Genomic DNA, 24,796 nt, shown 5'->3' on the forward strand with positions numbered 1-24,796 from the left:
TGTTTTTAAGGAGAAACAGGCGATACCCCCCTGCCAAACCCTCGGAAATTGCGAAATATAACGCAATAGACTAAAACCATCAGAAATTATCTTAAAAGCAATAATCCCACTGACTAAATAACCATTAATCGTATAAATTCCGGCCATATTGTTTGAATAATCGCCTTCTCGCACGATCGAGATCACACTAATTGAAATTATCTCTAATATTTTGAAACTTATTATTGAAATAAGACTACGAGATTCTTAAAAATAGCATGCCATTGACGAACAGCCTCGTTTAGAAATCGTTCACAGTGGTTCAGGAAATACTGAAAAAAATTATAAGGAATATTTAAGATGAAACTTAAATTAGTTGCAGTGGCAGTCACTTCCATGCTGGCAGCAGGCGTTGTTAACGCTGCCGAAATTTACAACAAAGACGGTAACAAGCTGGATCTGTACGGTAAAGTAACAGGTCTGCACTATTTCTCTGATGACGCTGGCGCAGATGGCGATAAAACCTACATGCGTATCGGCTTCAAGGGCGAAACCCAGGTTAACGATCAGCTGTCCGGCTACGGCCAGTGGGAATACCAGATTCAGGGTAACAAAGACGAAGGCGACAACCAGTCCTGGACCCGTGTGGCGTTTGCAGGTCTGAAGTTCGCGGAAGCAGGCTCCTTTGATTACGGTCGTAACTACGGCGTAATTTACGACGTGACCTCCTGGACCGACGTTCTGCCAGAATTCGGCGGTGACACCTACGGTGCCGACAACTTCCTGCAGTCTCGTGCTAACGGCGTTGCGACCTACCGTAACCAGGACTTCTTTGGTCTGGTTGACGGCCTGAACTTTGCTCTGCAGTACCAGGGCAAAAACGGCAGCGTAAGCGGTGAAAACACCAGCGGCCGCAGCCTGCTGAACCAGAACGGTGACGGCTACGGCGCGTCCCTGACTTACGATCTGGGCGAAGGCTTCAGCGTAGGTGGTGCAATGTCCTCTTCCCGTCGTACCGCTGACCAGAATGCGGCTGGCGTATACGGTGAAGGCGACCGCGCAGAAGTATACAGCGGTGGTGTGAAATACGACGCGAACAACATTTACCTCGCGGCACAGTACTCTCAGACCTATAACGCAACCCGCTTCGGTACATCTAACGGTAATCGCAGCGACATCTACGGCTTTGCAAACAAGGCGCAAAACTTCGAAGTTGTGGCTCAGTATCAGTTCGACTTTGGCCTGCGTCCATCCATCGCCTACCTGCAGTCTAAAGGTAAAGACATCGAAAACTTCGGCGACCAGGATCTGGTTAAATACATCGATGTTGGCACGACCTACTATTTTAACAAAAACATGTCCACCTACGTGGATTACAAAATCAACCTGCTCGACGACAACCAGTTCACTCGCCAGGCAGGCATCGGTACCGACAACATCGTTGCGCTGGGTCTGACCTACCAGTTCTAAATCTTGTCTGTACAAAAGCCAGCTGCACAAGCTGGCTTTTTTATCTCCCTCTTTTACCCGCCAGACGACTCCCCACCCGCCGCCCGACGCAGCCAGTTTTGCAGCAGCTTGCCGTCTTCAGTCATCTCTGAGTCAGTACGCACGCAGAGGTAATAGTCGCGCCCGTCATCAATCGGCAGGTCAAATATCTTCACCAGTTCGCCGCTCTCAAGATAAGGCGCAATCAGCGGCTCACGCATTAACGCACACCCCAGACCAGCCTGAACGCCCGCCAGCGTCAGCAGACCATCCTCAAACATCGGACCGCTGCGGCGCACGGGGCGCTTCACCCCCTGTTGTACAAACCACTGCGCCCATGTGGTGCGCTCCTCATCGTGCAGCAGCGGCATTTGCAGCAGTTGCTCGGGCGTGTCGATATGGCCGTGAATGCGCAAAAACGCGCGGCTGCACACCGGGACCATCTGACCGGAAATCAGCTTTTCGCTTTGATAGCCCGCCCACTGCCCGTTGCCAAAACGAATCGACATATCCGACGCGTCGCTCAGATAGTTACGATGGTTGGCATACACCACGTTGATCTCGGTTTGCGGATTGGCGCGCATAAACGCAGGCAAACGTGGGATAAACCACCCCATACCAAAAAGTGGGATCAGGCTGATGGTGACCTGACGCGTTTGCGCCTGCTCCGCCAGGTGCTCCGTCGCCTGGCGCAGCACGTTAAACGCCGCGCGGATAGAGCGGTAATATTCCCGCCCGTGCTGGCTCAGCACCAGCCTGCGCCCCTGACGCTCCGTGAGCGGCATTTGCAGATACCCTTCAAGCACCCTGAGCTGATGGCTTACGGCCGACGGAGAGATGTCCAGCTCCTGCGCGGCCAGCGTGACGCTGCCCAGCCGGGCGATGGCCTCGAACGCACGTACGGCCCGAAGCGGCGGATCGTTTGCCAGTCGGCTTTCTGCATACGCCGTCAGGCTCGCCAATTGTTCTGTTTTATTCATATGTTGATTTCTTTAGGCTTTTCACCCCAAAACAGGCATTAACTATCTTCATATAAATCATAAAGATAAAACAATATTTATTTATCATAAGAAATAATAGATGCGTATTTTACAATTTAATTCATTTATTGGATGGTAGCCGCAGAACGAGCACTTTGCGGGTACAGACGTTGGATACACTCATACAACAACTGATCAACGGTGTGATGCTGGGCAGCATCTACGCGCTGATCGCGCTGGGCTATACCATGGTGTATGGCATCTTGCGCATTATTAACTTTGCTCACGGCGATATTCTGATGGTCGGTGCGCTCACCACGCTCTCCGCCATAAACGCCCTGAATACCACCTTTCCACATATGCCGCTGCTGTTGCAGCTTGGCGTTGCCCTGGTGATTGCCATGGCCGTTTGCGCCGTGCTGGCAATGGCCGTTGAACGTTTTGCCTACCGTCGACTGCGCAACGCACCGCGCCTGGCGCCACTGATCTCGGGTATCGGCGTCTCCGTCCTGCTGCAAACCGTGGCGATGATTATCTGGACGCGCAACCCGCTGATGTTCCCGCAGATCCTGCCGATGGACCCTATCGCCGTCACGTCCGGCAGCGAAGCGCACCCGCCCGCCATCGTGACCGTTACCGGAATTGTCACCGTGGCGCTGGCGCTGGCTGTGATGACCGGGCTGTGGCTGCTGGTGGAATACACCCGTCTGGGGCGCGGCATGCGCGCCGTGGCGGAAAACCCGCGCGTGGCCACGCTGATGGGGGTTAACCCAAACGCCATTATCACCCTGACGTTTGCCATTGGCGGCGTGTTCGCCGCGCTGGCAGGCGTAATGATGGCGAGCAACTACGGCAACGCCAGCTTCTCGATGGGCTTTTTGCCCGGGATCAAGGCCTTTACCGCCGCCGTGCTGGGGGGCATTGGCAACATTCGTGGCGCCATGATCGGCGGGATACTGCTCGGCATTATCGAAGCGCTGGGCGCGGGCTACCTGGGTGAACTGACCCACGGCGTATTTGGCAGCAACTATCAGGATGTCTTTGCCTTTATGGTGCTGATTCTGGTGCTGGTCTTCCGTCCGGCTGGCCTGCTGGGCGAGCGCGTGGCGCAAAGGGCGTAAGGAATACCATGACAACACTTCAACTCCAGACTCCGGCGACGACGCGCAAATTCTGGTCAGGCATGAGCCTGTTCTGCCTCGCGCTGCTGGTTGCTCCCGTGGTGACCACGCAGCTTGGCGGCAACTACTGGGTGCGCGTTATCGACTTCGCCCTGCTCTACATCATGCTGGCTCTGGGGCTCAATATTGTGGTGGGCTATACCGGCCTGCTGGACATGGGCTTTATCGCCTTTTACGCGGTTGGCGCTTATCTCGCTGCGCTGATGGCCTCCCCACACCTGCTGGAGGTGTTTCCTGTTCTTGGCGTCTGGTTCCCGGACGGGCTGCACACGTCATATCTGCTGATTATTCCTTTGGCTGCGCTCGTCGCGGCCGTCTGCGGCATTTTACTTGGAGCGCCCACGCTGAAGCTACGCGGAGACTACCTGGCGATAGTGACCCTCGGCTTTGGCGAAATCATCCGCATCCTGATGCGCAACCTCGACCGTCCGGTGAACATCACCAACGGCGCAAAGGGCATAACCGGAGTGGATACGCTGAACCTGTTCGGCCTGAAGTTTAGCGGCGTATACCACTGGTTTGGTTTCAAAGTGCCTGCCCTGTGGCTGTGGTACTACCTGCTGATGCTGGTGATTGTGACGATTATTTTTGTCTGCCTGCGCCTGCAGCATTCCCGTATTGGCCGCGCCTGGCACGCCATCCGCGAGGATGAAGATGTGGCCCGCGCGATGGGCATCAACGTGCGTAACTATAAGCTGCTCGCCTTTGCGATGGGGGCCTCCTTTGGCGGCGTAGCGGGTGCGCTTTTCGGCGCGTTTCAGGGATTTGTCTCGCCGGAATCCTTCACGTTACAGGAATCCATTGCCGTACTGGCGATGGTGGTGCTGGGCGGTATGGGGCACATTCCGGGGGTGATCCTCGGCGCGGTACTGCTTACCGCCCTGCCGGAACTGCTGCGCAGCCAGGCAGCGCCGGTTCAGCAGGCGCTGTTCGGTACGGTGCTGATTGACCCGGAAGTACTGCGTCAGCTGTTTTACGGTCTGGCACTGGTGCTGGTGATGCTGGTGCGCCCGTCCGGGATCTGGCCGGTACGCCACAAGGAGGCGAAAGCATGAGCCTGTTAACCGTACGCAACATGACAAAACGCTTCGGCGGCCTTACCGCCGTGGATGACGTTTCCATTACCGTGAACAAGGGCGAGATCTACGGCCTGATTGGTCCTAACGGGGCGGGAAAAACCACCTGTTTTAACCTGATCACCGGGCTTTATCCGGCGGACAGCGGCGAATTTTCCATTGCCGATAAGCCCTATTTTCCAAAACACATTGAGAAAGTCACCGCCGCAGGAATTGCGCGCACCTTCCAGAACGTTCGCCTCTTCAACGAGATGTCGGTGCTGGAAAACGTGATGGTGGGCCGCCACGTGCGCACCCGTAACGGTCTGTGGGCCGCGCTGAGCCGCCACAAACGCGCTCGCGAGGAAGAAAAGCAGACCCGCGAACTGGCCTGGCACTGGCTGGAGTACACCGGCATTGCGCAGTTCGCCCACTATCGCGCCTGCGATCTGGCCTATGGTCATCAGCGTCGCCTTGAAATCGCCCGCGCGCTGGCAACGGATCCGCTGCTGCTGGCGCTGGACGAGCCCGCCGCCGGGATGAACGCGGCGGAAAAAGTGGCGCTCGGCGAACTGCTCATCCGCATCCGCGATGACGGCAAAACCCTGCTGATGATTGAACATGACGTCAAGCTGGTGATGGGCATCTGCGATCGACTGACGGTGCTTGATTACGGCAAAACGCTCGCCAGCGGCACGCCGGAAAGCGTGCGGCGCGACCCGGCAGTGATCGCCGCCTGGCTTGGAGGCAACGCGCATGTCTGAATTGCTGAAGGTGGAACGTCTGGACGTGCATTACGGCGGAATTCAGGCCGTACGCGATGTCTCCTTTACCCTGCGCGAGGGCGAACAGGCTACGCTGATCGGCGCGAACGGCGCGGGGAAAAGCTCCACCGTGCGCGCCATTACCGGGCTGGAAAGCTTTAGCGGCAGTATTGAATTCAGCGGTAAAGCGGTGCGTAAACAGAGCCCGGAGACCCTGCTTCGCGACGGACTGGTGATGGTCCCGGAGGGCCGCGGGATCTTCTCCCGCATGACGGTACTGGAAAACCTGCAGATGGGCGCCTGGCTCAGGCGTGACACTGTCACCGTTAAGCGTGAGATGAACGAGGTGTTCGAGCGCTTCCCGCGCCTGGGCGAACGCCAGCATCAGCTTGCCGGTCTGCTGTCCGGCGGTGAGCAACAGCTGCTGGCCCTTAACCGCGCCCTGCTCAGCTGCCCGCGCCTGCTGATCCTCGACGAACCGTCGATGGGCCTTGCCCCGAAGATGGTCGAGAACATTTTTGCCGTCATCGCCGGGCTGCGCGAGCGCGGAGTCGCCCTGCTGCTCATCGAACAAAACGCCCGTCTCGCGCTGGAAGTCACCGACAGCGCGTGGGTGATGGACAGCGGTAGCATTGTTCATCATGGCGAATCGACAGCGCTGCTCGATGACGACCAGATTGCACAGATTTATTTGGGTGAAATACCCGTTTAACAACACCAGCCAACATCAGGGACATACCATGAAAACAGTAAAAATCAGTGCGCTCAGCGCCGCTATTCTGCTCGGTAGTTTTGCCTCCACGTCCGCGTGGGCCGCCGACGGTGAAACCGTGGTCATCGGTCTGGCGGGGCCGCTGACCGGCCCGTCTGCCCGTATCGGTAAAGATCTGGAGAACGGCGCGCAGCTGGCAATTGACGACATTAACAAGCAGCACCCGACCATCGGTGGCAAAGCGGTGACCTTCAAGCTGCAGTCCGAAGACGATCAGTCCGACCCGCGCACCGCCGTAGCCGTCGCACAGCGTCTGGTGGACAGCGGCGTGGCGGGCGTGGTCGGTCACTGGAACACCGGCACCAGCATTCCAGCGGCCCGCGTTTATCACGATGCGGGCATCGCACAGGTGGCACCGGTCGCGACCGGTCACGCCTATACCAAACAGGGTTTTGACACCAGCTTCCGCGTGATGGGCCACGACGATGACGGCGGCCAGCTCGCCGGCCAGTACGCGGTAAATACCCTGAAAGCCAAACGCATTGCGGTGATCGACGACCGTACCGCATTCGGTCAGGGTCTGGCAGACCAGTTTATAAAATCGCTTGAAGCGCAGGGCGTGAAAATTGTCGATCGTCAGTACGTGGATGACAAAACGGTCGATTTCAGCGCCGTGCTGACCGCCATCCGCAGTAAAAACGCCGATCTGATCTTCTTCGGCGGCGTCGACAGCCAGGCCGCACCGCTGGCCCGTCGCATCAAACAGCTGGGCATGAACGCCATGCTGATGGGCGCAGGCGGATTCGTCAGCCAGACGTTCCTCAAGCTGGCGCAGAAAGAAGGCGAAGGCGTTGTGGCACTGGAGCCGGGTCTGCCCGTTGACCTGATGCCGGGTGGAAAGGCATTCGAACAGGCCTATCAGTCCCGCTACCACACCCATATCGAACTGCACGCCCCGTTCGCCTATGACGCTACCCGCGTGCTGGTTGCGGCGATGGAAAAAGCAGACTCCGTTGAGCCCTCCGACTATCTGCCAGCCCTGCGCGCCATCAGCTATTCCGGCGTCACCGGACAGATCGCGTTTGATAAAGAAGGTAACCTGAAATCGCCGTCGTTCACGGTCTATAAGGTTGTCGACGGCAAATGGCAGCCGCAGACCGTGCTGGGCGGCGCAAAAGCGAAGTAACGCAGCGAGGCAATGTGATGAGTGATAATAACGAGCTGGGCATTCTCGCCCGCCGCAAAATTGAAGCCGAAATTATTAAACCAATTTATGAAATCCTGGTGCGCGATATAGGGAAAGCCCGCGCCCAGGCGGTGATTGGCGAGGCTATCGAGCAGGCCGCAATTGACGCAGGCAAAGCGTTTGCCAGCAAAGAACCCAACGGCGCGGACGTAAAAAGCTTTATCGCCCTGCAGTATCTGTGGGAGAAAGATAATGCCCTGGAGGTCAAGGTGATCGACGCCGACGACCAGCAGTACAACTACAACGTCACCCGCTGTCGCTACGCGGAGATGTATCACGAGATGGGGCTGGGCGAGATTGGTCACCTGCTCTCCTGCGCGCGCGATGAAAAATTTATCGTTGGCTATGCGCCCGACGTAGAGCTAACCCGCACCACCACCATTATGCAGGGCGGCGCGTGCTGTGATTTCCGCTACCGCAGCACTAAGGACAAGACATGATCCGCGTCAACGCCGAAAGGCTGTGGTCAACGCTTGAGATGATGGCGCAGATCGGCGGCACGCCCGCCGGTGGCGTCACCCGTCTGGCATTGAGCGAGGAAGATCGTATTGCGCGCAACCTGCTGCGCGACTGGGCGCTGGATGCCGGTTTTACCTGTGACGTCGACAGCATGGGCAATATGTTTATCCGCCGCGCCGGGAAAAAACCGCAGCTTGCCCCAGTCATGACCGGTTCGCACGTGGATACCCAGCCGCTGGGAGGGAACTACGACGGTGTTTACGGCGTGCTGGCCGGGCTGGAGCTGCTGCGAACCCTTAACGATAATAACGTTGAGACCGAGCGTGACGTTGTGCTGGTGAACTGGACTAACGAAGAAGGCGCGCGCTTTGCGCCAGCCATGCTCTCATCAGGGGTCTGGACGGGGCAATTTAGCGAAGCCTACGCCCATGCCCGCGCGGATATCGACGGTATCACCGTAGGTGAAGCCCTGGATAACATCGGCTACCGGGGTGAAGCCCCTGCCCGCGCGTTTCCGGTTCACGCCTGCTACGAGCTGCACATCGAACAGGGCCCGATTCTGGAAGACGAAGGTCTGGATATCGGGCTCGTCCGCGCGGCCATGGGCCAGCGCTGGTTTACTCTGACGCTGGACGGATTTGCCGCCCATGCAGGAACGACGCCGATGCACAGCCGCCGCGACGCGCTGACCGCCTTCGCGGAGCTGGCGTTGAAGGTGGAAGATATCGGCTATCGGCATGCGCCGGACGGACGTGCGACGATCGGTATGGCGCAGGTTACGCCAAACTCGCGCAACGTCGTGCCGTCTCGCGTGGTATGCAGCGTGGAGTTTCGCCATCCGGCGCAGGCGGCGCTGGAAGCCATGGAGGCGGCGCTGTATAAGGTGGCTGAAAGCCTGAGCCTGAGCCTGCGCGGCGTGTCGGCTCTCGTTGAACGCATTTTTGACTACGCGCCCATCGCGTTTGATGCCGAATGCCTGGCGCGTTCGGAGAAGGCCGTGGCGGAACTGGGCTATTCGTCGGAACCGATGGTCTCGGGTGCGGGACACGACACCTGCTATGTCAGCAAAATTGCGCCCGCCAGCATGATCTTTATCCCCTGCGTGAAAGGCGTCAGCCATAACGAAGCGGAGAGGATCCTCCCTGAGTGGTCCGAGAAAGGGGCGAACGTGCTGTTGCACAGCGTCCTGTCCGCGGCCCAGGAGAGCTAGAACGGCGCGAGCGACACTAGACGGCAACGCGTCGGCTAATTTCAACCACCCGATCGCTGGGAAGATGGTAGTGGTTGATGACGTGCGTGCAGTTGCGCTTCATGAAGGCAAATATGTGCCGTTGCCAGGCCGCCATACCGGACCCGCCTTCGCCTGCCACAATGGTTTCATGCCCGACATACCAGGTGGCGTCATCGGTGGCGAAAAGCGCGTTAATCTCGCTGACGCCCTGCAACAAACGCGGGATGTCCGGGTGTTCCATAAAGCCATACTGCGCCACGCCGTGCCAGTAGCCCGGCGCGCGCTGCTCTACCCTGATGCGCTGCTCTTCCCCGACGTAGGGCACGTTGAGAATATCAATGGTCAGCGACAACACGTCCTGCTGTAGCGCCCGGTTTCGCGCGACGTGCCAGCGCATTACCGGCGGGATATTGTTCTGCGTGCGGGTCAAAAAGACGGCAGATCCCGCCACTCTGGGCACCGTCTTTTGCTGTAGCTGGGCAAAGAACGCATCCACGCTGACGCCCTTCTCGCCCACCGATGCGGATACCGCCTTAACGCCGCGGTGCCAAATCAGCATCACCGTACAAATCGCTGCGGCCATCAGCAGCGGTATATAGCCGCCTTCCAGGACCTTTATCAGATTGGCAAATAAGAATGTGGCATCAATTACCAGAAAACAGAGGGCAATAACCGCGCTGCTGGCCAGGCTCCAGCGCCACACTTCCCGCATCGCCACAAACAACAGCCCCGTAGTCATCAGCATGGTTAATGACACGGCAATGCCGTACGCCGCTGCAAGCTTATCTGAGGATTTAAAGAACACCACCAGCCCGATGGTTACTACCATCAGCAGCCAGTTGATTATCCCGATATAAATCTGACCGTAGCTTTCTGCCGCCGTCTGCTTGATGCGTAATCGTGGTAGCCAGCCGAGCTGAATCGCCTGACGCGTCATGGAAAAAGCGCCGGTAATAATCGCCTGACTGGCGATGATCGTCGCCAGCGCGGCAAGAATGATGAGCGGTACCTGCAGGGCTGGCGGACAGAGCGTGTAGAATAGATTTTGTTTGCTGTCGGCACCGGCCAGAATCAGCGCTGACTGACCAGCATAGTTGAGCAGCAGCGAAGGAAAGACGACGCCGTACCAGGCAAGCCAGATGGGCTTTTTACCAAAATGCCCCATGTCTGCATACAGCGCCTCGGCACCCGTCACGCAGAGAAATACGCCGCCCAGGACCAGGAAACTGGTGTACCCGTTCGAAAACAAAAACGCGATGCCGTACGCAGGATTGAGGGCCAGCAATACCGAGGGGTGCTGAACGATCCCCCGCACGCCCAGGACCGCAATCGCCAGAAACCACAGTGCCATCACCGGGCCAAATATCTTCCCTATGCGGGCGGTACCAAAAGGCTGGATCAGGAACAGCGCCAGCAACACCGCCACCGTCAGGGGTAATATGTACGGCTGGGACTCCGGAATGACCATCTCCAGCCCTTCCAGAGCGGAAAGCACGGAGATGGCTGGGGTTATCGCGCCATCTCCGTAAATTAACGCGGCGCCGATGAGGGCAGCAAAAATAACCCAGCGACCGCCTTTGCCTTTTTCCACCAGAAGCGACATCAGGGCCATAATGCCTCCCTCACCATGATTATCAATTCGCATGGCGAAGGCGGCATACTTGATGGAGGTCACCAGGATAAGCGTCCAGGTAATAAGAGAGAGCAGGCCCAGGATGACGCCTGGCGTAGGGTCATGCTCTGAGAGCGAAAGCACCGTCCGGAAGGTATAGAGCGGGCTGGTGCCGATATCACCAAAAACGACGCCCAGCGCGCCCCCCGCAAGCAGGGTTAACCGGGAAAGCGGTTGGGACGCATCACTGCTGTGGCGAGAGCTCATATTTTCCAGCAAGAGTCAGATAATCCTGTAAAAAACATAGCCCATCAGCCCCGCCCGCGCCAACCGCTCGCCCTGTTTTACTGCGCTGTTTACTGCGGATTGACCTTCGCCAGGCTAAACCAGATCCCCACTGCCAGCAACAGCAGCATTCCGCCCGCGCTGCCCAGCGCCACGCTGTGGGACGTAATAAACGCGCTTTTCGCCGCCTCAATCACCGGCTCAGCCAGATGCGGCGTCAGGTTCTGCGCCACCTTCATCGCTTCACCAATCGATGACGAGGCTTTGTCGACGAGCGAGGCGTTCAGCCCCTGCGGCAGCTCAATCGACGCCGAGAAGCTGCGGGTCAACAGCAGACCAAAAATGGCGATCCCCAGCCCGGCCCCCAGCTCATAGGACATGGTTTCAATCGCCCCCGCTGCGGCGGCTTTCTCCTTCGGCGCGGCAGCCATAATTGCCGAGGTCGAGGCCAGCAGCGCGTTGGCGGCACTGAAGCCGAGCAGCACCATCAGCCCCCACGCCTGCCACTGCTGCGTGCTGAAGTCGAGCGTCGACAGGCCGATAAAGCTGACGGCGCTGAGCCCCATGCCGCCGGCCGCGACGATGCGTAGCCCCAAACGCCCAACCAGCACGCCCGCGATCGGCCCGCTGAACCCGCTGGCGACCATCACCGGCAGCATAAACATGCCCGCTTCAAACGGCGTAAAGCCGTGAACAAACTGCAGCTCCTGGGCCATCAGCAGCTCAAACCCGACCAGGGCAATCATGGCGGTCATCGCCATCACCACGCCGCTCAGAATGATGCGGTGACAGAACAGGCGCATGTCGATCATCGGTACGCGGGCGCGAAGCTGAATACGCACGAAGATAAACAGCAGCACCGAGCCGCTCACCAGCGCGGAAGCCACCAGCCACGGCGACAGCGCGCCTTTTAGCGCGGTTTTGGCGCTGTAGACCAGCAGCAAAATCGCCACGATCAGCATGATGGCATGGCTGATATTCAGCGGCTGCTCCGGTCGTCCCTGCTGAGGAGGGACAAAACGCGCGGCCAGCGAAACCACCACCAGCACAATCGGCACGTTGATTAAAAACACCGATCCCCAGTAAAAATGCTCCAGCAGCATACCGCCGATCAGCGGGCCAAACGCCGCCCCGCCGGAACCGACCGCCGCCCAGACGCCGAGCGCGATGTTGCGATCTTTCGCGTCGGTAAACAGCGTGCGGATCCCCGCCAGGGTGGCAGGAATGATCATTGCAGCACCGATCGCCAGCGAGGCGCGCGCCGCGATCAGCCATCCTGCTGAAGGGGCAAACGCTGCCGCCAGCGACGACAGGCCAAACAGCGTGCTGCCAATCATGAGCAGTCGTTTAAAACCAATCCGGTCACCCAGGGCGCCCATCGGCAGCACCATACCCGCCATCACCAGCGAGTAGATATCGATGATCCACAATAATTCGTTACCGCTGGCGCCCAGCGTCATGCTCAATGTTGGCGCAGCCACGTGCAGCACCGTCGCGTCAATCGCGACCGGGATATACACCAGCACGATAATCACTAACGCTAACCACTGACGAAACATAAATTTCCTTTTCATTTTAAACCTGGACACATGTCCAGATTGCGATCCTACGTAAAGTTGAACGCATGTCCAGCTTTTTGTTACACTCGTTTCGTTCCCATTGAGAGTGAGTAACGATGCGATATCTGAGCAAGGATGAACGGCGCGAAGCCATCTTACAGGCCGCCATGCGCGTGGCGCTGGCCGAAGGACTGGCGGCAATGACGGTACGCCGCGTTGCGGCTGAAGCCGGGGTTGCGACCGGACAGGTTCACCACCATTTTACCTCCGGCGGAGAGCTAAAATCGCTGGCCTTCGTACGGTTAATTCGCGAGCTGTTAGATGCGGATGTCGCGGGTAAACAGGCCGGATGGCGGGAGCAGCTTCATGCCATGCTCGGCAGCGATGACGGCAGGTTCGAGCCCTATATTCGCCTGTGGCGCGAAGCGCAGATCCTGGCCAGCCGCGATGCCGATATCAAAGGCGCCTATGTAATGACCATGGAGATGTGGCATCAGGAAACGGTGGCGCTGATCTGTGCGGGAACAGAGGCCGGAGTATTTCGTCCTGGCGATCGGGCGGAAAATATCGCCTGGCGCTTGATTGGCCTGGTATGCGGTCTTGACGGGATGTATATCTTAAACATGCCCGAAATGGATGAAACCGCGTTTAACAATCATCTGGATAAATTAATCACCCTCGAGTTATTTACTCCCCCGTCTCAGAAGTGAAGTTGTCGGGGGCCAACAGCCCCCTCTTTGCGCATTATTTCCCGGCCTGAGGATGTGTATCAAAGCCCGCCATTACCGCCGTTAGCTCCGCCAGGGAAAATCCGTGTTTTGCATCGTCAAAGCCCAGTCCAAAGCGTTCCTGCATCAGCTGGTAAAGCGCCTCGGCATCCGGCAAATGGATCTGCTCCTCCACATGGCCGTTCTGCCAGTGGGTAAAGTTGAAGTTGGTCAGCGTCATCTTGCCGCCGTCCGGCAAATGGCGACACATCAACAGATGATGACGGAAATGCGACTGCGGCCAGTGCGCCGACCAGAAATTCCCCATCACGTAATCGCTGAAATACTGCGTAGTCAGGTCAAACTGGTACATCGACTGCCAGTGCTCGTGGTGACGGAACTGCAGCACCCAGTCGTTGCCCTCGCTCAGCAGACGGTATAGGCCGTGCGGCGTCTCCTGTTCTTCATTAGCGAGCAGGCGAATCGGCGCCGTCAGCGTCTGGCCGCCAAACCCGACATCGGCTATCCAGCGCTCACCGTTAAGCTCAACCAGCAGCAGGCGATGCGTGCGCGGCGGCATTTGCGGCGGACTCGCTAATACCACGCGTCCCAGCACGCTGCGCACCGTAAATCCGACCTCACGCAATACGCGCTCGAACAGGCCGTTTTGCTCAAAGCAGTAGCCTCCGCGACGTGCGGTGACCAGCTTGTCAACGAGGCACCGATCGTCAAGCTGGATTTCGCGCGGCAGAACGACATCGATATTCTCAAAAGGGATCGCACAGTTGTGAAGTAAATGCAGCGCGCGCAGGGTATCGATATCCACCCGTGTCGGCTGCGTCCAGCCGATGCGGGCGAAATAGGCGGTCAGGAATGGGGACATGCATCAGTTTCCTTTGATTGTGATGTTCTGTTTATAAACTAATTTTATGCACTCACTTTGATTTACGTGCTTTTTCGCCATAATCATCGGTGTAGATGAGGAGATCCTATGAGCCACTTTCGCCCTGTTGAATTACGTCATGCCAGCCGTCTGCTGAACCACGGCCCTACTGTGCTTATCACCAGTCGGGATGAAAGCCTCGACAGACGTAACGTTATGGCCGCCGCATGGTCAATGCCCGTTGAGTTTGAACCGCCGCGCATCGCGATCGTCGTGGATAAAAGTACCTGGTCACGCGAGCTGATCGAGCGCAGCGGGAAGTTTGGCATCGTCATCCCCGGCGTGGCGGCGGCAAACTGGACATACGCGGTCGGTAGCGTCAGCGGGCGCGACGAGGACAAATTCAACTGCTATGGGATCCCGGTGGTGAACGGCCCTGCGCTCGGCCTGCCGGTGATTGAAGAAAAATGTCTGGCGTGGATGGAGTGTCGGTTACTACCCGTCACCTCCGCGGCAGAAAAATACGATACGCTGTTTGGTGAAGTGGTTTCAGCGGCAGCCGATGAACGCGCGTTTGTCACCGGACGCTGGCAGTTTGACGGGGATAAGCTGAATACCCTGCATCATCTTGGGGCCGGGACGTTTGTGGCGAGCGGGAAAATGGTGAAGGCGCTGGATTGAGAAAACCCTCCCCCAATTGGGAGAGGGTGACCGTATTACTTCGCACGACGCGCAATAATTTCATCCGCAACATTCCGCGGGGCTTCCGCAAAATGATGGAACTCCATCGTATACGTCGCGCGTCCCTGGGACATCGAGCGCAATGTCGTGGCATAGCCAAACATCTCTGCCAGCGGCACGTCAGCGCGAATAATCTGGCTTCCGTACTGCTCCGCCATCCCCTGCACCATACCGCGACGGGAAGAGAGATCGCCCATGATGTTGCCGGCGTACTCTTCCGGTGTTTCCACCTCCACATGCATGATCGGCTCAAGGATCACCGGGTCCGCCCTGCGGGCGCCCTCTTTAAAGCCGAGGATCGCCGCCATGCGGAACGCCATCTCCGAGGAGTCAACGTCATGATACGAGCCAAACGTCAGCGTCGCTTTGACGTCTACAACCGGATAGCCGGCCAGCACGCCGCTGTTCATCGCTTCCCGCAGCCCTTTCTCAACGGACGGAATAAACTCGCGCGGAACTACGCCGCCCTTAGTGGCATCTTCAAATTTAAAACCACTTCCAGGCTCCAGCGGCTCCAGGCTCAGCACCACATGGCCGTACTGCCCTTTGCCGCCGGACTGACGGACAAATTTGCCTTCGATATCCTTCACCGTTTTACGCAGGGTTTCACGGTAGGTTACCTGTGGGCGGCCAATGTTCGCCTCGACGCCAAACTCACGCTTCATGCGGTCGACGATGATCTCAAGATGTAGCTCACCCATCCCGGAGATAATGGTCTGGCCGGACTCTTCGTCAGTATGCAGGCGGAAAGATGGATCTTCCGCCGCCAGACGCTGCAGCGCGATCCCCATTTTCTCCTGATCGCCTTTGGTTTTCGGCTCAATCGCCAGCGAAATCACCGGATCCGGGAACTCCATGCGCTCAAGCGTAATGACGGCGTTCGGATCGGTGAGTGTGTCACCGGTGGTCACGTCTTTCAGCCCCACGCAGGCCGCGATATCCCCGGCGCGCAGTTCGTCCACCTCGTGACGATCGTTGGCATGCATCAGCACGATACGCCCGATACGCTCTTTCTTCCCTTTCACCGGGTTATACACCGCGTCGCCTTTACGCAGCACGCCAGAGTACACGCGGATAAAGGTCAGTTGACCAACGTACGGGTCGCTCATCAGCTTGAATGCCAGGGCCGAGAACGGCTCATCATCGCTCGGATGACGCTCCGCGTGCTGCCCTTTTTCATCCACGCCATCAATAGCAGGCACGTCCAGCGGCGACGGCATAAGCTCAATCACCGCATCGAGCATGCGCTGCACGCCTTTGTTTTTGAACGCGCTGCCGCACAGCATCGGCTGGATTTCGCCCGAGATAGTGCGAATACGCAACCCTTTGATGATTTCCGCTTCCGACAGATCGCCCGTTTCCAGGTATTTGTCCATCAGTTCATCGCTGGCTTCCGCAGCCGCAGAGACCATTTTTTCACGCCACTCCTGGGCGGTGCTGACTAAATCATCCGGCACGGGCGCATAGGTAAACACCATGCCCTGAGTCGCATCGTCCCACAGAATAGTGCGCATCTTGATGAGATCCACCACGCCGGTGAAACGATCTTCTGCACCTACCGGGATGACAATCGGCACCGGATTGGCCTTCAGGCGTTCCTGCATCATCCGCACGACGCGGAAGAAATCGGCACCCGGACGGTCCATTTTGTTAACGAAGGCCAGACGCGGAACGTGATATTTATTGGCCTGACGCCAGACGGTTTCCGACTGCGGCTGCACGCCGCCCACGGAGTCATACACCATCACGGCGCCGTCAAGCACGCGCATGGAACGTTCCACCTCAATGGTGAAATCCACGTGCCCCGGGGTGTCGATGATGTTGATCCGGTGCGGTTCATATCCTCTGTCCATACCCGGCCAGAAGCAGCTGACGGCCGCCGAGGTAATCGTGATCCCGCGCTCTTGCTCCTGCGCCATCCAGTCTGTGGTTGCCGCGCCATCGTGTACTTCACCCAGCTTGTGGCTCATCCCGGTATAAAAGAGGATGCGCTCGGTGGTGGTGGTTTTACCGGCATCGATATGCGCGGAGATACCGATGTTGCGATAACGTTCGAGAGGGATGGGTCGGGGCATGATATTTCCTTAAGTCTTATGACTTGTCTGTGACGACCAGGATGGTCGTGCATTCGTTCGTTTGCTATAATAGTCCTATTGTACGAGTATTATCGAACTATTTTTTAATGGTTGACCTATTGTTGATATAGCTCAATCTGACGCCATACGCAGGAAAACGATGATCCCTAACCACCCTGAAACTGAACAAATACTGCTGGAAAATGTGCTGTTTGCCCTCGGCAACCCGCTCCGGCTTGCGATAATTCGCCGGCTGGCCGATGGCAGCGAACTCAGCTGCAACGCGCTGCGCCCTGAGGAAGTAGTGAAATCGACAATGACACACCACTGGCGCGTTCTGCGCGACAGCGGCGTGATCTGGCAGCGTCCTCAGGGGCGGGAGAACATGATTTCATTGCGAAGAGAGGATCTGGATGCCCGCTTTCCGGGGCTGATGGAGATACTTTTACAGGCTAAATCATAAAGACATGCCTGTTTTCCCCTGAATAATGCCCCGTAACATTTTAAGGGGCATAGCGTCAGCAAAGGGAATTATCTGACGTGCATACGATATTCAATCATCCCGCTTTTTTTCGCAATCCAGTCGTATAATCGTTGCGCGCGATAATTAGCTTCATGCGTATGCCAGTAAAGATGGCTGGCGTGATGTTTTCTGGCCTCTCTCTGAACATATTCTATTAACTGTTTACCGATGTGTTTGCCCCTGGCAGCATCGCAGACATATAAGTCTTCGAGGTAGCAGTAATCGTTCTCAGCCCAGGTCGAGCGATGAAAAAGATAATGCGCAAAGCCCACGACGTCTCCATTACATCGTGCCACCACGCAGAATAGCGGCTCAACGGGGCTGAAAAATCGTTGCCAGGTTCGTTCAGTAATTGCCCCAGACAGATCGACATTGTAAAACGCCTGATATTTTCCCCATAGCGGCATCCAGCTTGCAAAATCACGTTCTTTTACTGCCTCAATTGTTACGCTCATAGCGTTCATAGTGCCTCTTTGCTTATCCGTTATTCGTTTCAGTAAGAGTGTATTCGCTGAATGGCATGTTTTGCCCCGCCAATTTTCATCATGAAGGCAGACCAATTTTTCATCCTGCTACAGGCACTATTGCTTTAGAATCAAGAGACGCAGAGGAAAAGTGGACAACGTAATGTTTAAGCACGCGCAGCTTGAAACGGTCAAGGCATGGATTATCGACCCCGCTCATGGATCCCTACCGCTTCATGAAAGGATCCAGAGAGCTATACGGACGCTGATACTGGAAGGGATACTTTCTCATGGCAAGGCCCTTCCGGCTTCACGTGCTCTTGCGGCGTCTCTCAGCGTTTCCCGGGATACCATTGAAGCGGCCTACTCCAGCCTGCATGCTGAAGGTTTTATTGAGAGACAAACTGGCAGAGGAAGCTTCGTCTCCTCCAGCGCGCGTTTTTTAAAACCCCGCCCCCGACACCATCAGCCAACCGCTGAGATACGAAAAGCAAAACTCAGCGCCCGTGGAAAAGTCATCTATGAAAGCGGAGGAATCCGCGAGTTTTCCTCACCCCGCCCGCTGGCACCCGGAATTCCTGAAACCCGCATGTTTCCCATTTCAACCTGGGAGCGACTTCAGCGACAGGTACTGAAGGAATTTCAACACCAGGCGCTAGAGCAAAGTCCCCCCCAGGGTATAGAGCGCTTGCGGCGGGCAATTGCGGAATATGTCAACCTTGAACGCGGGACGCGTGCGAGGGCAGAACAGGTCATCGTTCTGACAAGTTCTCAACAGGCGCTTGCGCTTTGTTCCCACGTGCTGATGGACGCCGGGGATGGCATTGTCATTGAAGATCCCTGCTATCAAGGGGCACAGAAAGCGTTCAACGCTGCAGGACTGCACTGTATTCCGGTTCCTCTTGATGAAAAAGGCATCTCGGTTGACGCCCTGAATGCTCTGACCGAGCCTGTCAGGGCTATCTCCCTTACGCCTTCTCATCAATATCCTACCGGGGTGACGCTCTCTCTTGACCGACGACTGGCCGTCATTGACTGGGCAAATCGTCACTCGGCCTGGATCGTTGAGGATGACTATGACAGCGAGTTTCACTACGAAGGCAAGCCTATGGCCAGTCTTCAGGGGCTTGATAGTTACAACCGGACAATTTATATCGGCACGTTCACCAAATCTCTGTTCCCCGGGCTGCGTATTGCCTACATGATCGTCCCCGCAGAATTGACACAGCCCTTCACCATGGCGAGGACATTAATGGATGGCCACACCGCCTCAATAACCCAACTGACGCTGGGTAAATTTCTGGAGGGGGGCCATTTTGGGGCCTATGTTCGCAAGATGCGGAGTATTTACGTTGCTCGTCGAGACGCGCTGGCAAGCATGATGGACGCCTATCTTTCCGGGTATGTTACCTATGAAACGCCAGCGGGGGGTATGCAAATGCCTTGTCACCTGAAGCATGGAATATCCGAGAAAGAGATGGCCTCCGCCGCCAGACGCGCGGGTGTTGATATACTTGGGCTTACGGATTTGTATGCAGGCCCCCCCGCTTCGACCGGTTTTTTGATGGGATTTGCTGCATACACGGAAAGTGAAATAGAAGACGCTGTAAAAAAACTGGCCGCCATTTTTCGTCATGTTTGATGCTGTCGACTGGTCAGAGACTGAAACTCATTCCGGGCGAGCAAGACTATAAGCCGGGATTCGCCGGCTGGTCTTCGTAAGCGTATCAAAGACCTCAGTCTCCGAAGTCACAATTCTCACGCCCATTTTCCTTAACCTCTGCACATCGGCCGCGATGCGCTGAATGCCAAACCAGAAAAGCCCGTCGAGCGCGGTTACAGACAGCCCGTTTTCCAGCGCCAGCTTGAGGCGTTCCTTTGGGGCTTTAACCTGCTGGGCAATTTGCCGGTAAGGCAGTTCGTTACATCCTGTTGCGTCACTGCGATGGATACGCGTTTTCAGCTGATAGGTAAACTCGTCAGGTATGCCGTCCAGATCCCTTTTAAGGCTATAGACGCAGCCAAAGCGCTTGCCGTTAAACAGAACATTTTTCTGACTGAGCTGAAGCTCTTTTCTGACAGCGTCAATCAGCTGGGGCGCGCGGGTGAGGAGCAGCCTGAACGGCAGCTCGAAGCTGGTGACATAATCCACATTAAGCAGCGCGAGACGCAGACGATCCTCTGCACCGGACTGTTGCTCACGACACTCCTCCAGCACCTCCGCCCACTGGCGCGTCAGGCGCTCCGGTTCGGCGGCTTCGGTAAGGAGGTATTTTTCAATCTGATAATCAACTCTTCCGGTCATGGTGTGATATCCCGTCGCTGTGGATGCGGTAATTCTATACAGCGCGGGGATATTTATAAAGGACTGAACCGCAGCGACATCCAGAAAATATCGTTGCGATTCAGTATCCTGAGCTTTCTGATCAGTGCGCCATAATCCAGCCCATCAGAAGCGTGGCGAAAATCACCGTCGACGCGCCGCCGATGCGGGTGGCGATCTGCGCGAACGGCATGAGCGACATCCGGTTAGACGCGGACAAAATGGCCACGTCCCCCGTTCCGCCCAGCCCGCTGTGGCAGCAGGTCACAATGGCCGCTTCCACAGGATACATATTCAGACGCGACGCAATAACGTAGCCGCTCAGCGCCATCGCAATCACAACTGAACCGCATACCACAACGTATCCCACCGAGAATACCGACACCACGCTCTCAAGCGGCACGTATAACATCCCGAGGCCGATCATCAGCGGCCAGACCAGCGCAGCCGAGACGAATTTATAGCAGCTATGCGCGCCCTGCTCCATTGAGGCCGGGATCACCCTGAAGTATTTACACAGAACGGCAACCAGGATCATCAGCACCGGGCCGGGAATGTGCACCAGTTTTTCAAACAGTCCGCCGACGATGAAAAACGCGCACACCATCAGTAACCCGCCGCCCATCAGATGAAAATCCGTCTGCTGCGTGCTTTGCGCCCCGGCAAACAGGCTGGCGTCGTCTTTACTCCGCGTGAGCATGCCATTTCCCGAAAGCGCAGGACGTTTCGCGCCGAGTCGCGCCAGCGAGCCCGCACAAATAATGGCGAAGATATTCCCAACGACCGCAGCGGGTGCAAGCTGCGCAACGAAGACGTCCGGCGTCTGCCCCAGTATTGCCGAATAGGCCAGGGACAGCGGCAAAATCCCCTCGCCGATCCCGCCGCCAATGATGGGCACAATGATGAAGAAGAAGGTGTGGTAAGGCGTATAACCAAACAGTGAGCCCACAATGAGGCCGCTCAGCACGGCCATGCATGTTCCCGCCACCAGCGGAACAAACATGCGCATCATCCCCTGGATCAGCAGCACCCGATTCATCCCCAGAATGCTGCCGACTACCAGGCAGGCGATGACGAAATAGAGCAGATTCGCCTCTTTCATCAGCAGATGCACGGTATCAAGGGTATGTTTCCCGAATACGCCAAAATAGACCAGCACGGAGGGGACCATCAGGCACAGGATCGCCGGGCCGCCGATATCTTTCAGTACCGGGATTTGACGCCCCACTTTGGCAAACGCGAAACCGAGGGTCATGATGACCGCGAGGCCACCGATCATATTTTTCGGCAACAGCCCTGCCCAGGCGGACGTCGCCACAATGGCAGCAATCCCGACGAACAGCATCAACGGGACCGTGCCCACCTCGGTATTGTTGAGCCCAAAGGCAAAACGCGAGGTAGACAGCTCAGAAGTCGGTACAGGATTATCTTTCATATAATCACCTGAAAATTGTGTTCGGATATACAGAGAAAGGAATAAACTGGAGCTATTCCTGATACGAATAAAAGTTCTTAAATATAAATAAAGACTTAGATGGCCTTTTCTTAAACCAGGCTCAATATGAAATTATCACGAGTCTGCCAGGAGAAATGTGAACAATACGGCCCTTTGACTTTAAATAACTTAATTCATTATTAAGTAACTAAAGTTATTTATGGTGACCAGCATCGCTTTATTGCGCCTTATCAATATTTGACGAAAGTATTAGTTATTCAACTAATGCAACCTTTTTGAAATTAATAAAACCAGAAAGAGTGTGACCCATGTCACTCCTGTGCTGCTATCTAAGCGATAGATTAGCGCTGCAATAAAACACATAAAATACCCTACAGGAAATACTATGCCTTCATTACTTTTACAGTCACTGTTTCCACTCGTCTTTATTATGTTACTTGGATGGCTAAGTGGAAAGTTGGGATATTCCCGGCGTGAAGATGCAAACGTCATGGCAACCGTGGTGATTCGTTTCGCCCTTCCTTTTCATCTTTTTATTGGTGCATTGCATACCGATCCCAATAAAATTAAGAACCTGACCTTTATGGCCGTTTTGGTGGTCGGTTTAATGGGGTCGTATTTGCTGACCTTATTTATTTCACGCTACGTTTTTCGCCACGATATCAAAACCAGCGCCATTCAGTCTCTGGTTTGCGCCTTTCCTGATATGGCCTACTTTGGCGCACCGGTTCTGGCGGTATTGATTGGGCCGGAAGGATTTATCGGCGTGCTGATCGGCAATATTATTACCAGCGTTATCATGATCCCCCTGACTATCGTCCTGATTCGTATGGGTGATAAAAGCGGTCATGCTGGCCTGGAGGCGCTGCATCCGGGCGCGATGATCGTGCAAAACCTCATCAAAGCGGCACGCAACCCTATCGTCTGGATCCCGGTTTCCGGCGTATTGCTCAGCCTGGCCGGCGTGCAAATCCCTGCCATTCTCAGCATGCCTATTGAGATGGTTGGTAAGGTTTCAGGCGGACTGTCCCTGTTTGCCCTCGGCCTGCTGTTTTACGGCGAACGTCCAAAACTGAATGTGCAGACATTTACCAATATCAGTATTAAAAACTTAATTCAGCCAGCAATGATGGCCGCCGCCGGACTCGCCTTTGGCCTGAGCCATACCTTACTACAGCAGGTAGTAATTATTGGCGCAACACCTTCCGCGATTGCGGCGGGGATGTTTGCGTTGCGCAGCGATACCTATATTGATACCGCATCCTCTTCCATATTAATTGGCACTGCCATCGGGGTCGTGACCGAAGGCATCATGATTTATTTAATCTCTTAATCTGTTTTATTAAAAAAATTCAGGAGTTAACCATGTCCCGGAAAGAAGTTCTGTACACCCCCTATAACGGTGCCGTATTGCTGGAAAACCCGCTACTAAATAAAGGGCTCGCATTTATTAAAGAAGAGCGTGATAATTTTAATCTGCATGGGTTATTGCCGCATAACGTTGAAACCATTGAAGAGCAAACCGAGCGCGCCTGGGTGCAGTTCTGCCATTTTAAAAGCGATATTTCGCGTCATGTTTACCTGCGAAATATTCAGGACACCAATGAAACTCTCTTTTATAACCTCTTGCGTTCGCATCTGAAAGAGACGTTACCGATTATCTATACCCCGACGGTCGGTGAAGCCTGCGAGCATTTCTCCACGATTTATCGACGCGCGCGCGGCCTGTTTATTTCATGGCCTAACCGCCATCGTATTGATGAGATGCTGCAAAGCTTTTCGCGCAACGACGTTCGCGTGATTGTGGTGACGGACGGGGAACGTATTTTAGGGCTTGGCGATCAGGGTATCGGCGGGATGGGCATTCCAATTGGCAAGCTGTCGCTTTATACCGCCTGCGGAGGGATCCACCCGGCCTCCACCCTCCCGATTATGCTGGATGTCGGCACCAATAATCAGCAACACCTCGACGACCCGATGTACATGGGCTGGCGCCACCCGCGCATCAGCGACGACCAGTACGCTGAGTTTATGGATATGTTTGTCAGCACCGTTAAAGCGCGCTGGCCCAACGTTCTCCTGCAGTTTGAAGACTTTGCGCAGAAAAACGCCACGCGACTTCTCCAGCGCTACCGCGACCAGCTGTGCTGTTTCAATGATGACATCCAGGGCACGGCAGCCGTCACCGCCGGTACGCTGATGGCTGCGGCCCATGCCGCGGGTACGCGCATTCGCGATCAGCGCGTGGTCTTTTTGGGCAGCGGCTCTGCCGGGTGCGGGATCGCTGAAAAAATTGTGGCGCTGATGGTGGACGACGGCCTGACCGAGTCCGAAGCCCGCAGCCGGATCTTTATGGTCGATCGCTTCGGCCTGCTGACCGACGACATGACAAACCTGCTCGATTTCCAGAAAAACCTGCTTACCGCGCGCGATGCCGTTTGCAGCTGGCAGGTGGACGCGAAGAATATTTCCCTTCTGGACGTGGTGAAGAACGCGCATCCCACGGTGATGATCGGCGTTTCAGGCCAGCCTGGGCTGTTCAGCGAAGAGATCGTCAAAGAGATGCATCGCCATTGTCCGCGCCCCATCATCATGCCGCTCTCGAACCCGACCTCGCGGGCGGAAGCCCAGCCGCAGGATCTTATCGCCTGGACACAGGGTGCCGCGCTGGTGGCCACCGGCAGCCCGTTCGCTCCGGTGTTCTGGGAGAATGCGCACTACGAGATCGCCCAGTGTAACAACGCCTATATTTTCCCTGGTCTGGGGCTTGGCGTGCTGGCCTGCAACGCGCGCCGGGTGACGGAAGAGATGCTGATGGCAGCAAGCCGCAGCCTGGCCGCACAGTCTCCGCTGGTGACCACGGAAAGAGGCGGACTGCTGCCGCCGGTAGATCAGATTGAAACGGTTTCACGCCAGATTGCCGTCGCCGTTGCCCGGGCCGCCATTGAACAAGGCGTGGCGCCGTCTTTAGATGATGAAACCCTGATGGCGCGCATCGAAAAAACCTGGTGGCAGGCGGACTATGCGCCGTATCGCAGGTCTGCGCTGTAGCGACGGTCATGCCCTCACCGCA

General features: G+C 56.2%; 22 protein-coding genes. 14 read left to right on the plus strand and 8 right to left on the minus strand.

Annotated features, from left to right (window positions below):
* Nucleotides 1–339 precede the first annotated feature (339 nt).
* A complete protein-coding gene (locus KGP22_RS11310; RefSeq protein WP_033145646.1) occupies nt 340–1,449 on the plus strand; it encodes a porin OmpC in 1,110 nt (369 codons plus the stop codon).
* Between the two features lie 53 nt (nt 1,450–1,502).
* Here KGP22_RS11310 and KGP22_RS11315 read toward each other — a convergent pair whose 3' ends face one another.
* Nucleotides 1,503–2,447 (minus strand): LysR substrate-binding domain-containing protein, encoded by a 945-nt coding sequence (locus tag KGP22_RS11315; RefSeq protein WP_127731023.1) that lies wholly within the window; start codon nt 2,445–2,447, stop codon nt 1,503–1,505.
* 170 nt (nt 2,448–2,617) lie between these two features.
* On the opposite strand from KGP22_RS11315, the gene KGP22_RS11320 reads away from it, so the two are divergent.
* The 7 genes from KGP22_RS11320 to KGP22_RS11350 are packed head-to-tail and all read left to right on the plus strand — an operon-like array spanning nt 2,618 to nt 9,074.
* Nucleotides 2,618–3,568 (plus strand): branched-chain amino acid ABC transporter permease, encoded by a 951-nt coding sequence (locus tag KGP22_RS11320; RefSeq protein ID WP_111963632.1) that lies wholly within the window; start codon nt 2,618–2,620, stop codon nt 3,566–3,568.
* Nucleotides 3,569–3,576: 8 nt separating this feature from the next.
* Complete coding sequence (locus KGP22_RS11325; protein ID WP_223578891.1) at nt 3,577–4,683, plus strand: ABC transporter ATP-binding protein; 1,107 nt, start codon at nt 3,577–3,579, stop codon at nt 4,681–4,683.
* Nucleotides 4,680–5,447 carry an ABC transporter ATP-binding protein gene (locus KGP22_RS11330; protein ID WP_111963634.1) on the plus strand — a complete coding sequence of 256 codons (768 nt, stop codon included), beginning with the start codon at nt 4,680–4,682 and terminating at the stop codon, nt 5,445–5,447. Before KGP22_RS11325 ends, KGP22_RS11330 begins: the two co-directional genes overlap by 4 nt.
* Entirely contained in the window at nt 5,440–6,159 is a 720-nt protein-coding gene (locus KGP22_RS11335) for an ABC transporter ATP-binding protein (RefSeq protein WP_223578893.1), read from the plus strand. The genes KGP22_RS11330 and KGP22_RS11335 overlap by 8 nt, the downstream gene beginning before the upstream one ends.
* A 28-nt stretch (nt 6,160–6,187) precedes the next feature.
* Nucleotides 6,188–7,345, plus strand: coding sequence for a branched-chain amino acid ABC transporter substrate-binding protein (locus KGP22_RS11340; protein WP_223578895.1), 1,158 nt, complete (start codon nt 6,188–6,190; stop codon nt 7,343–7,345).
* Between the two features lie 17 nt (nt 7,346–7,362).
* Nucleotides 7,363–7,845, plus strand: a complete 483-nt coding sequence (locus KGP22_RS11345; RefSeq protein ID WP_111963637.1) for an L-2-amino-thiazoline-4-carboxylic acid hydrolase — start codon at nt 7,363–7,365, stop codon at nt 7,843–7,845.
* Nucleotides 7,842–9,074 (plus strand): Zn-dependent hydrolase, encoded by a 1,233-nt coding sequence (locus tag KGP22_RS11350; protein ID WP_223578897.1) that lies wholly within the window; start codon nt 7,842–7,844, stop codon nt 9,072–9,074. Before KGP22_RS11345 ends, KGP22_RS11350 begins: the two co-directional genes overlap by 4 nt.
* A gap of 16 nt (nt 9,075–9,090) precedes the next feature.
* Here KGP22_RS11350 and KGP22_RS11355 read toward each other — a convergent pair whose 3' ends face one another.
* Nucleotides 9,091–10,974, minus strand: coding sequence for a KUP/HAK/KT family potassium transporter (locus tag KGP22_RS11355; RefSeq protein ID WP_223578899.1), 1,884 nt, complete (start codon nt 10,972–10,974; stop codon nt 9,091–9,093).
* A gap of 89 nt (nt 10,975–11,063) precedes the next feature.
* Entirely contained in the window at nt 11,064–12,551 is a 1,488-nt protein-coding gene (locus tag KGP22_RS11360) for an MFS transporter (RefSeq protein WP_223582433.1), read from the minus strand.
* A 116-nt stretch (nt 12,552–12,667) separates the two neighbouring features.
* Between KGP22_RS11360 and KGP22_RS11365 the strand changes: the two genes are divergently transcribed.
* Nucleotides 12,668–13,261, plus strand: a complete 594-nt coding sequence (locus KGP22_RS11365; protein WP_127731041.1) for a TetR family transcriptional regulator — start codon at nt 12,668–12,670, stop codon at nt 13,259–13,261.
* Nucleotides 13,262–13,295: 34 nt separating this feature from the next.
* Here KGP22_RS11365 and nhoA read toward each other — a convergent pair whose 3' ends face one another.
* Complete coding sequence (gene nhoA, locus KGP22_RS11370) at nt 13,296–14,141, minus strand: N-hydroxyarylamine O-acetyltransferase (RefSeq protein WP_223578901.1); 846 nt, start codon at nt 14,139–14,141, stop codon at nt 13,296–13,298.
* 108 nt (nt 14,142–14,249) lie between these two features.
* On the opposite strand from nhoA, the gene KGP22_RS11375 reads away from it, so the two are divergent.
* The gene (locus KGP22_RS11375) at nt 14,250–14,822 is read left to right on the plus strand and encodes a flavin reductase family protein (RefSeq protein ID WP_223578905.1); all 573 of its coding nucleotides are present in this window, start codon (nt 14,250–14,252) and stop codon (nt 14,820–14,822) included.
* Nucleotides 14,823–14,857: 35 nt separating this feature from the next.
* Here KGP22_RS11375 and fusA read toward each other — a convergent pair whose 3' ends face one another.
* The gene (fusA, locus tag KGP22_RS11380) at nt 14,858–16,957 is read right to left on the minus strand and encodes an elongation factor G (RefSeq protein ID WP_115875223.1); all 2,100 of its coding nucleotides are present in this window, start codon (nt 16,955–16,957) and stop codon (nt 14,858–14,860) included.
* 160 nt (nt 16,958–17,117) lie between these two features.
* Here fusA and KGP22_RS11385 point away from each other — a divergent pair, with 160 nt between their 5' ends.
* Entirely contained in the window at nt 17,118–17,420 is a 303-nt protein-coding gene (locus KGP22_RS11385) for a helix-turn-helix domain-containing protein (RefSeq protein WP_223578908.1), read from the plus strand.
* Nucleotides 17,421–17,488: 68 nt separating this feature from the next.
* Here KGP22_RS11385 and KGP22_RS11390 read toward each other — a convergent pair whose 3' ends face one another.
* Nucleotides 17,489–17,944 (minus strand): GNAT family N-acetyltransferase, encoded by a 456-nt coding sequence (locus KGP22_RS11390; RefSeq protein ID WP_111963645.1) that lies wholly within the window; start codon nt 17,942–17,944, stop codon nt 17,489–17,491.
* 163 nt (nt 17,945–18,107) lie between these two features.
* Between KGP22_RS11390 and KGP22_RS11395 the strand changes: the two genes are divergently transcribed.
* Complete coding sequence (locus KGP22_RS11395; protein ID WP_223578912.1) at nt 18,108–19,586, plus strand: PLP-dependent aminotransferase family protein; 1,479 nt, start codon at nt 18,108–18,110, stop codon at nt 19,584–19,586.
* Between the two features lie 27 nt (nt 19,587–19,613).
* On the opposite strand, the gene KGP22_RS11400 is transcribed toward KGP22_RS11395, so the two are convergent.
* The gene (locus KGP22_RS11400; protein ID WP_223578915.1) at nt 19,614–20,249 is read right to left on the minus strand and encodes a helix-turn-helix domain-containing protein; all 636 of its coding nucleotides are present in this window, start codon (nt 20,247–20,249) and stop codon (nt 19,614–19,616) included.
* A gap of 121 nt (nt 20,250–20,370) precedes the next feature.
* Complete coding sequence (locus KGP22_RS11405) at nt 20,371–21,702, minus strand: 2-hydroxycarboxylate transporter family protein (RefSeq protein ID WP_149366982.1); 1,332 nt, start codon at nt 21,700–21,702, stop codon at nt 20,371–20,373.
* 406 nt (nt 21,703–22,108) lie between these two features.
* Here KGP22_RS11405 and KGP22_RS11410 point away from each other — a divergent pair, with 406 nt between their 5' ends.
* Together KGP22_RS11410 and KGP22_RS11415 are read left to right on the plus strand one after the other, a co-directional pair.
* Nucleotides 22,109–23,056 (plus strand): AEC family transporter, encoded by a 948-nt coding sequence (locus KGP22_RS11410; RefSeq protein ID WP_111963649.1) that lies wholly within the window; start codon nt 22,109–22,111, stop codon nt 23,054–23,056.
* A 32-nt stretch (nt 23,057–23,088) separates the two neighbouring features.
* Complete coding sequence (locus tag KGP22_RS11415; RefSeq protein ID WP_111963650.1) at nt 23,089–24,774, plus strand: NAD-dependent malic enzyme; 1,686 nt, start codon at nt 23,089–23,091, stop codon at nt 24,772–24,774.
* Nucleotides 24,775–24,796 lie beyond the last annotated feature (22 nt).

This window comes from Enterobacter sp. JBIWA005 (genome assembly GCF_019968805.1).
Taxonomy (GTDB): Bacteria; Pseudomonadota; Gammaproteobacteria; order Enterobacterales; family Enterobacteriaceae; genus Enterobacter; species Enterobacter vonholyi.

Bases quoted from the DNA above. Each gene is read 5' to 3' on its own strand.
- KGP22_RS11340 (WP_223578895.1), top strand. From the start codon at position 6,188: ATGAAAACAGTAAAAATCAGTGCGCTCAGCGCCGCTATTCTGCTCGGT.
- KGP22_RS11350 (WP_223578897.1), top strand. From the start codon at position 7,842: ATGATCCGCGTCAACGCCGAAAGGCTGTGGTCAACGCTTGAGATGATG.
- KGP22_RS11345 (WP_111963637.1), top strand. From the start codon at position 7,363: ATGAGTGATAATAACGAGCTGGGCATTCTCGCCCGCCGCAAAATTGAA.
- KGP22_RS11325 (WP_223578891.1), top strand. From the start codon at position 3,577: ATGACAACACTTCAACTCCAGACTCCGGCGACGACGCGCAAATTCTGG.
- KGP22_RS11335 (WP_223578893.1), top strand. From the start codon at position 5,440: ATGTCTGAATTGCTGAAGGTGGAACGTCTGGACGTGCATTACGGCGGA.
- KGP22_RS11330 (WP_111963634.1), top strand. From the start codon at position 4,680: ATGAGCCTGTTAACCGTACGCAACATGACAAAACGCTTCGGCGGCCTT.
- KGP22_RS11410 (WP_111963649.1), top strand. From the start codon at position 22,109: ATGCCTTCATTACTTTTACAGTCACTGTTTCCACTCGTCTTTATTATG.
- KGP22_RS11395 (WP_223578912.1), top strand. From the start codon at position 18,108: ATGTTTAAGCACGCGCAGCTTGAAACGGTCAAGGCATGGATTATCGAC.
- KGP22_RS11400 (WP_223578915.1), bottom strand. From the start codon at position 20,249: ATGACCGGAAGAGTTGATTATCAGATTGAAAAATACCTCCTTACCGAA.
- KGP22_RS11315 (WP_127731023.1), bottom strand. From the start codon at position 2,447: ATGAATAAAACAGAACAATTGGCGAGCCTGACGGCGTATGCAGAAAGC.
- nhoA (WP_223578901.1), bottom strand. From the start codon at position 14,141: ATGTCCCCATTCCTGACCGCCTATTTCGCCCGCATCGGCTGGACGCAG.
- KGP22_RS11385 (WP_223578908.1), top strand. From the start codon at position 17,118: ATGATCCCTAACCACCCTGAAACTGAACAAATACTGCTGGAAAATGTG.
- KGP22_RS11365 (WP_127731041.1), top strand. From the start codon at position 12,668: ATGCGATATCTGAGCAAGGATGAACGGCGCGAAGCCATCTTACAGGCC.
- KGP22_RS11415 (WP_111963650.1), top strand. From the start codon at position 23,089: ATGTCCCGGAAAGAAGTTCTGTACACCCCCTATAACGGTGCCGTATTG.
- KGP22_RS11360 (WP_223582433.1), bottom strand. From the start codon at position 12,551: ATGTTTCGTCAGTGGTTAGCGTTAGTGATTATCGTGCTGGTGTATATC.
- KGP22_RS11310 (WP_033145646.1), top strand. From the start codon at position 340: ATGAAACTTAAATTAGTTGCAGTGGCAGTCACTTCCATGCTGGCAGCA.
- KGP22_RS11405 (WP_149366982.1), bottom strand. From the start codon at position 21,702: ATGAAAGATAATCCTGTACCGACTTCTGAGCTGTCTACCTCGCGTTTT.
- KGP22_RS11390 (WP_111963645.1), bottom strand. From the start codon at position 17,944: ATGAACGCTATGAGCGTAACAATTGAGGCAGTAAAAGAACGTGATTTT.
- KGP22_RS11375 (WP_223578905.1), top strand. From the start codon at position 14,250: ATGAGCCACTTTCGCCCTGTTGAATTACGTCATGCCAGCCGTCTGCTG.
- fusA (WP_115875223.1), bottom strand. From the start codon at position 16,957: ATGCCCCGACCCATCCCTCTCGAACGTTATCGCAACATCGGTATCTCC.
- KGP22_RS11355 (WP_223578899.1), bottom strand. From the start codon at position 10,974: ATGAGCTCTCGCCACAGCAGTGATGCGTCCCAACCGCTTTCCCGGTTA.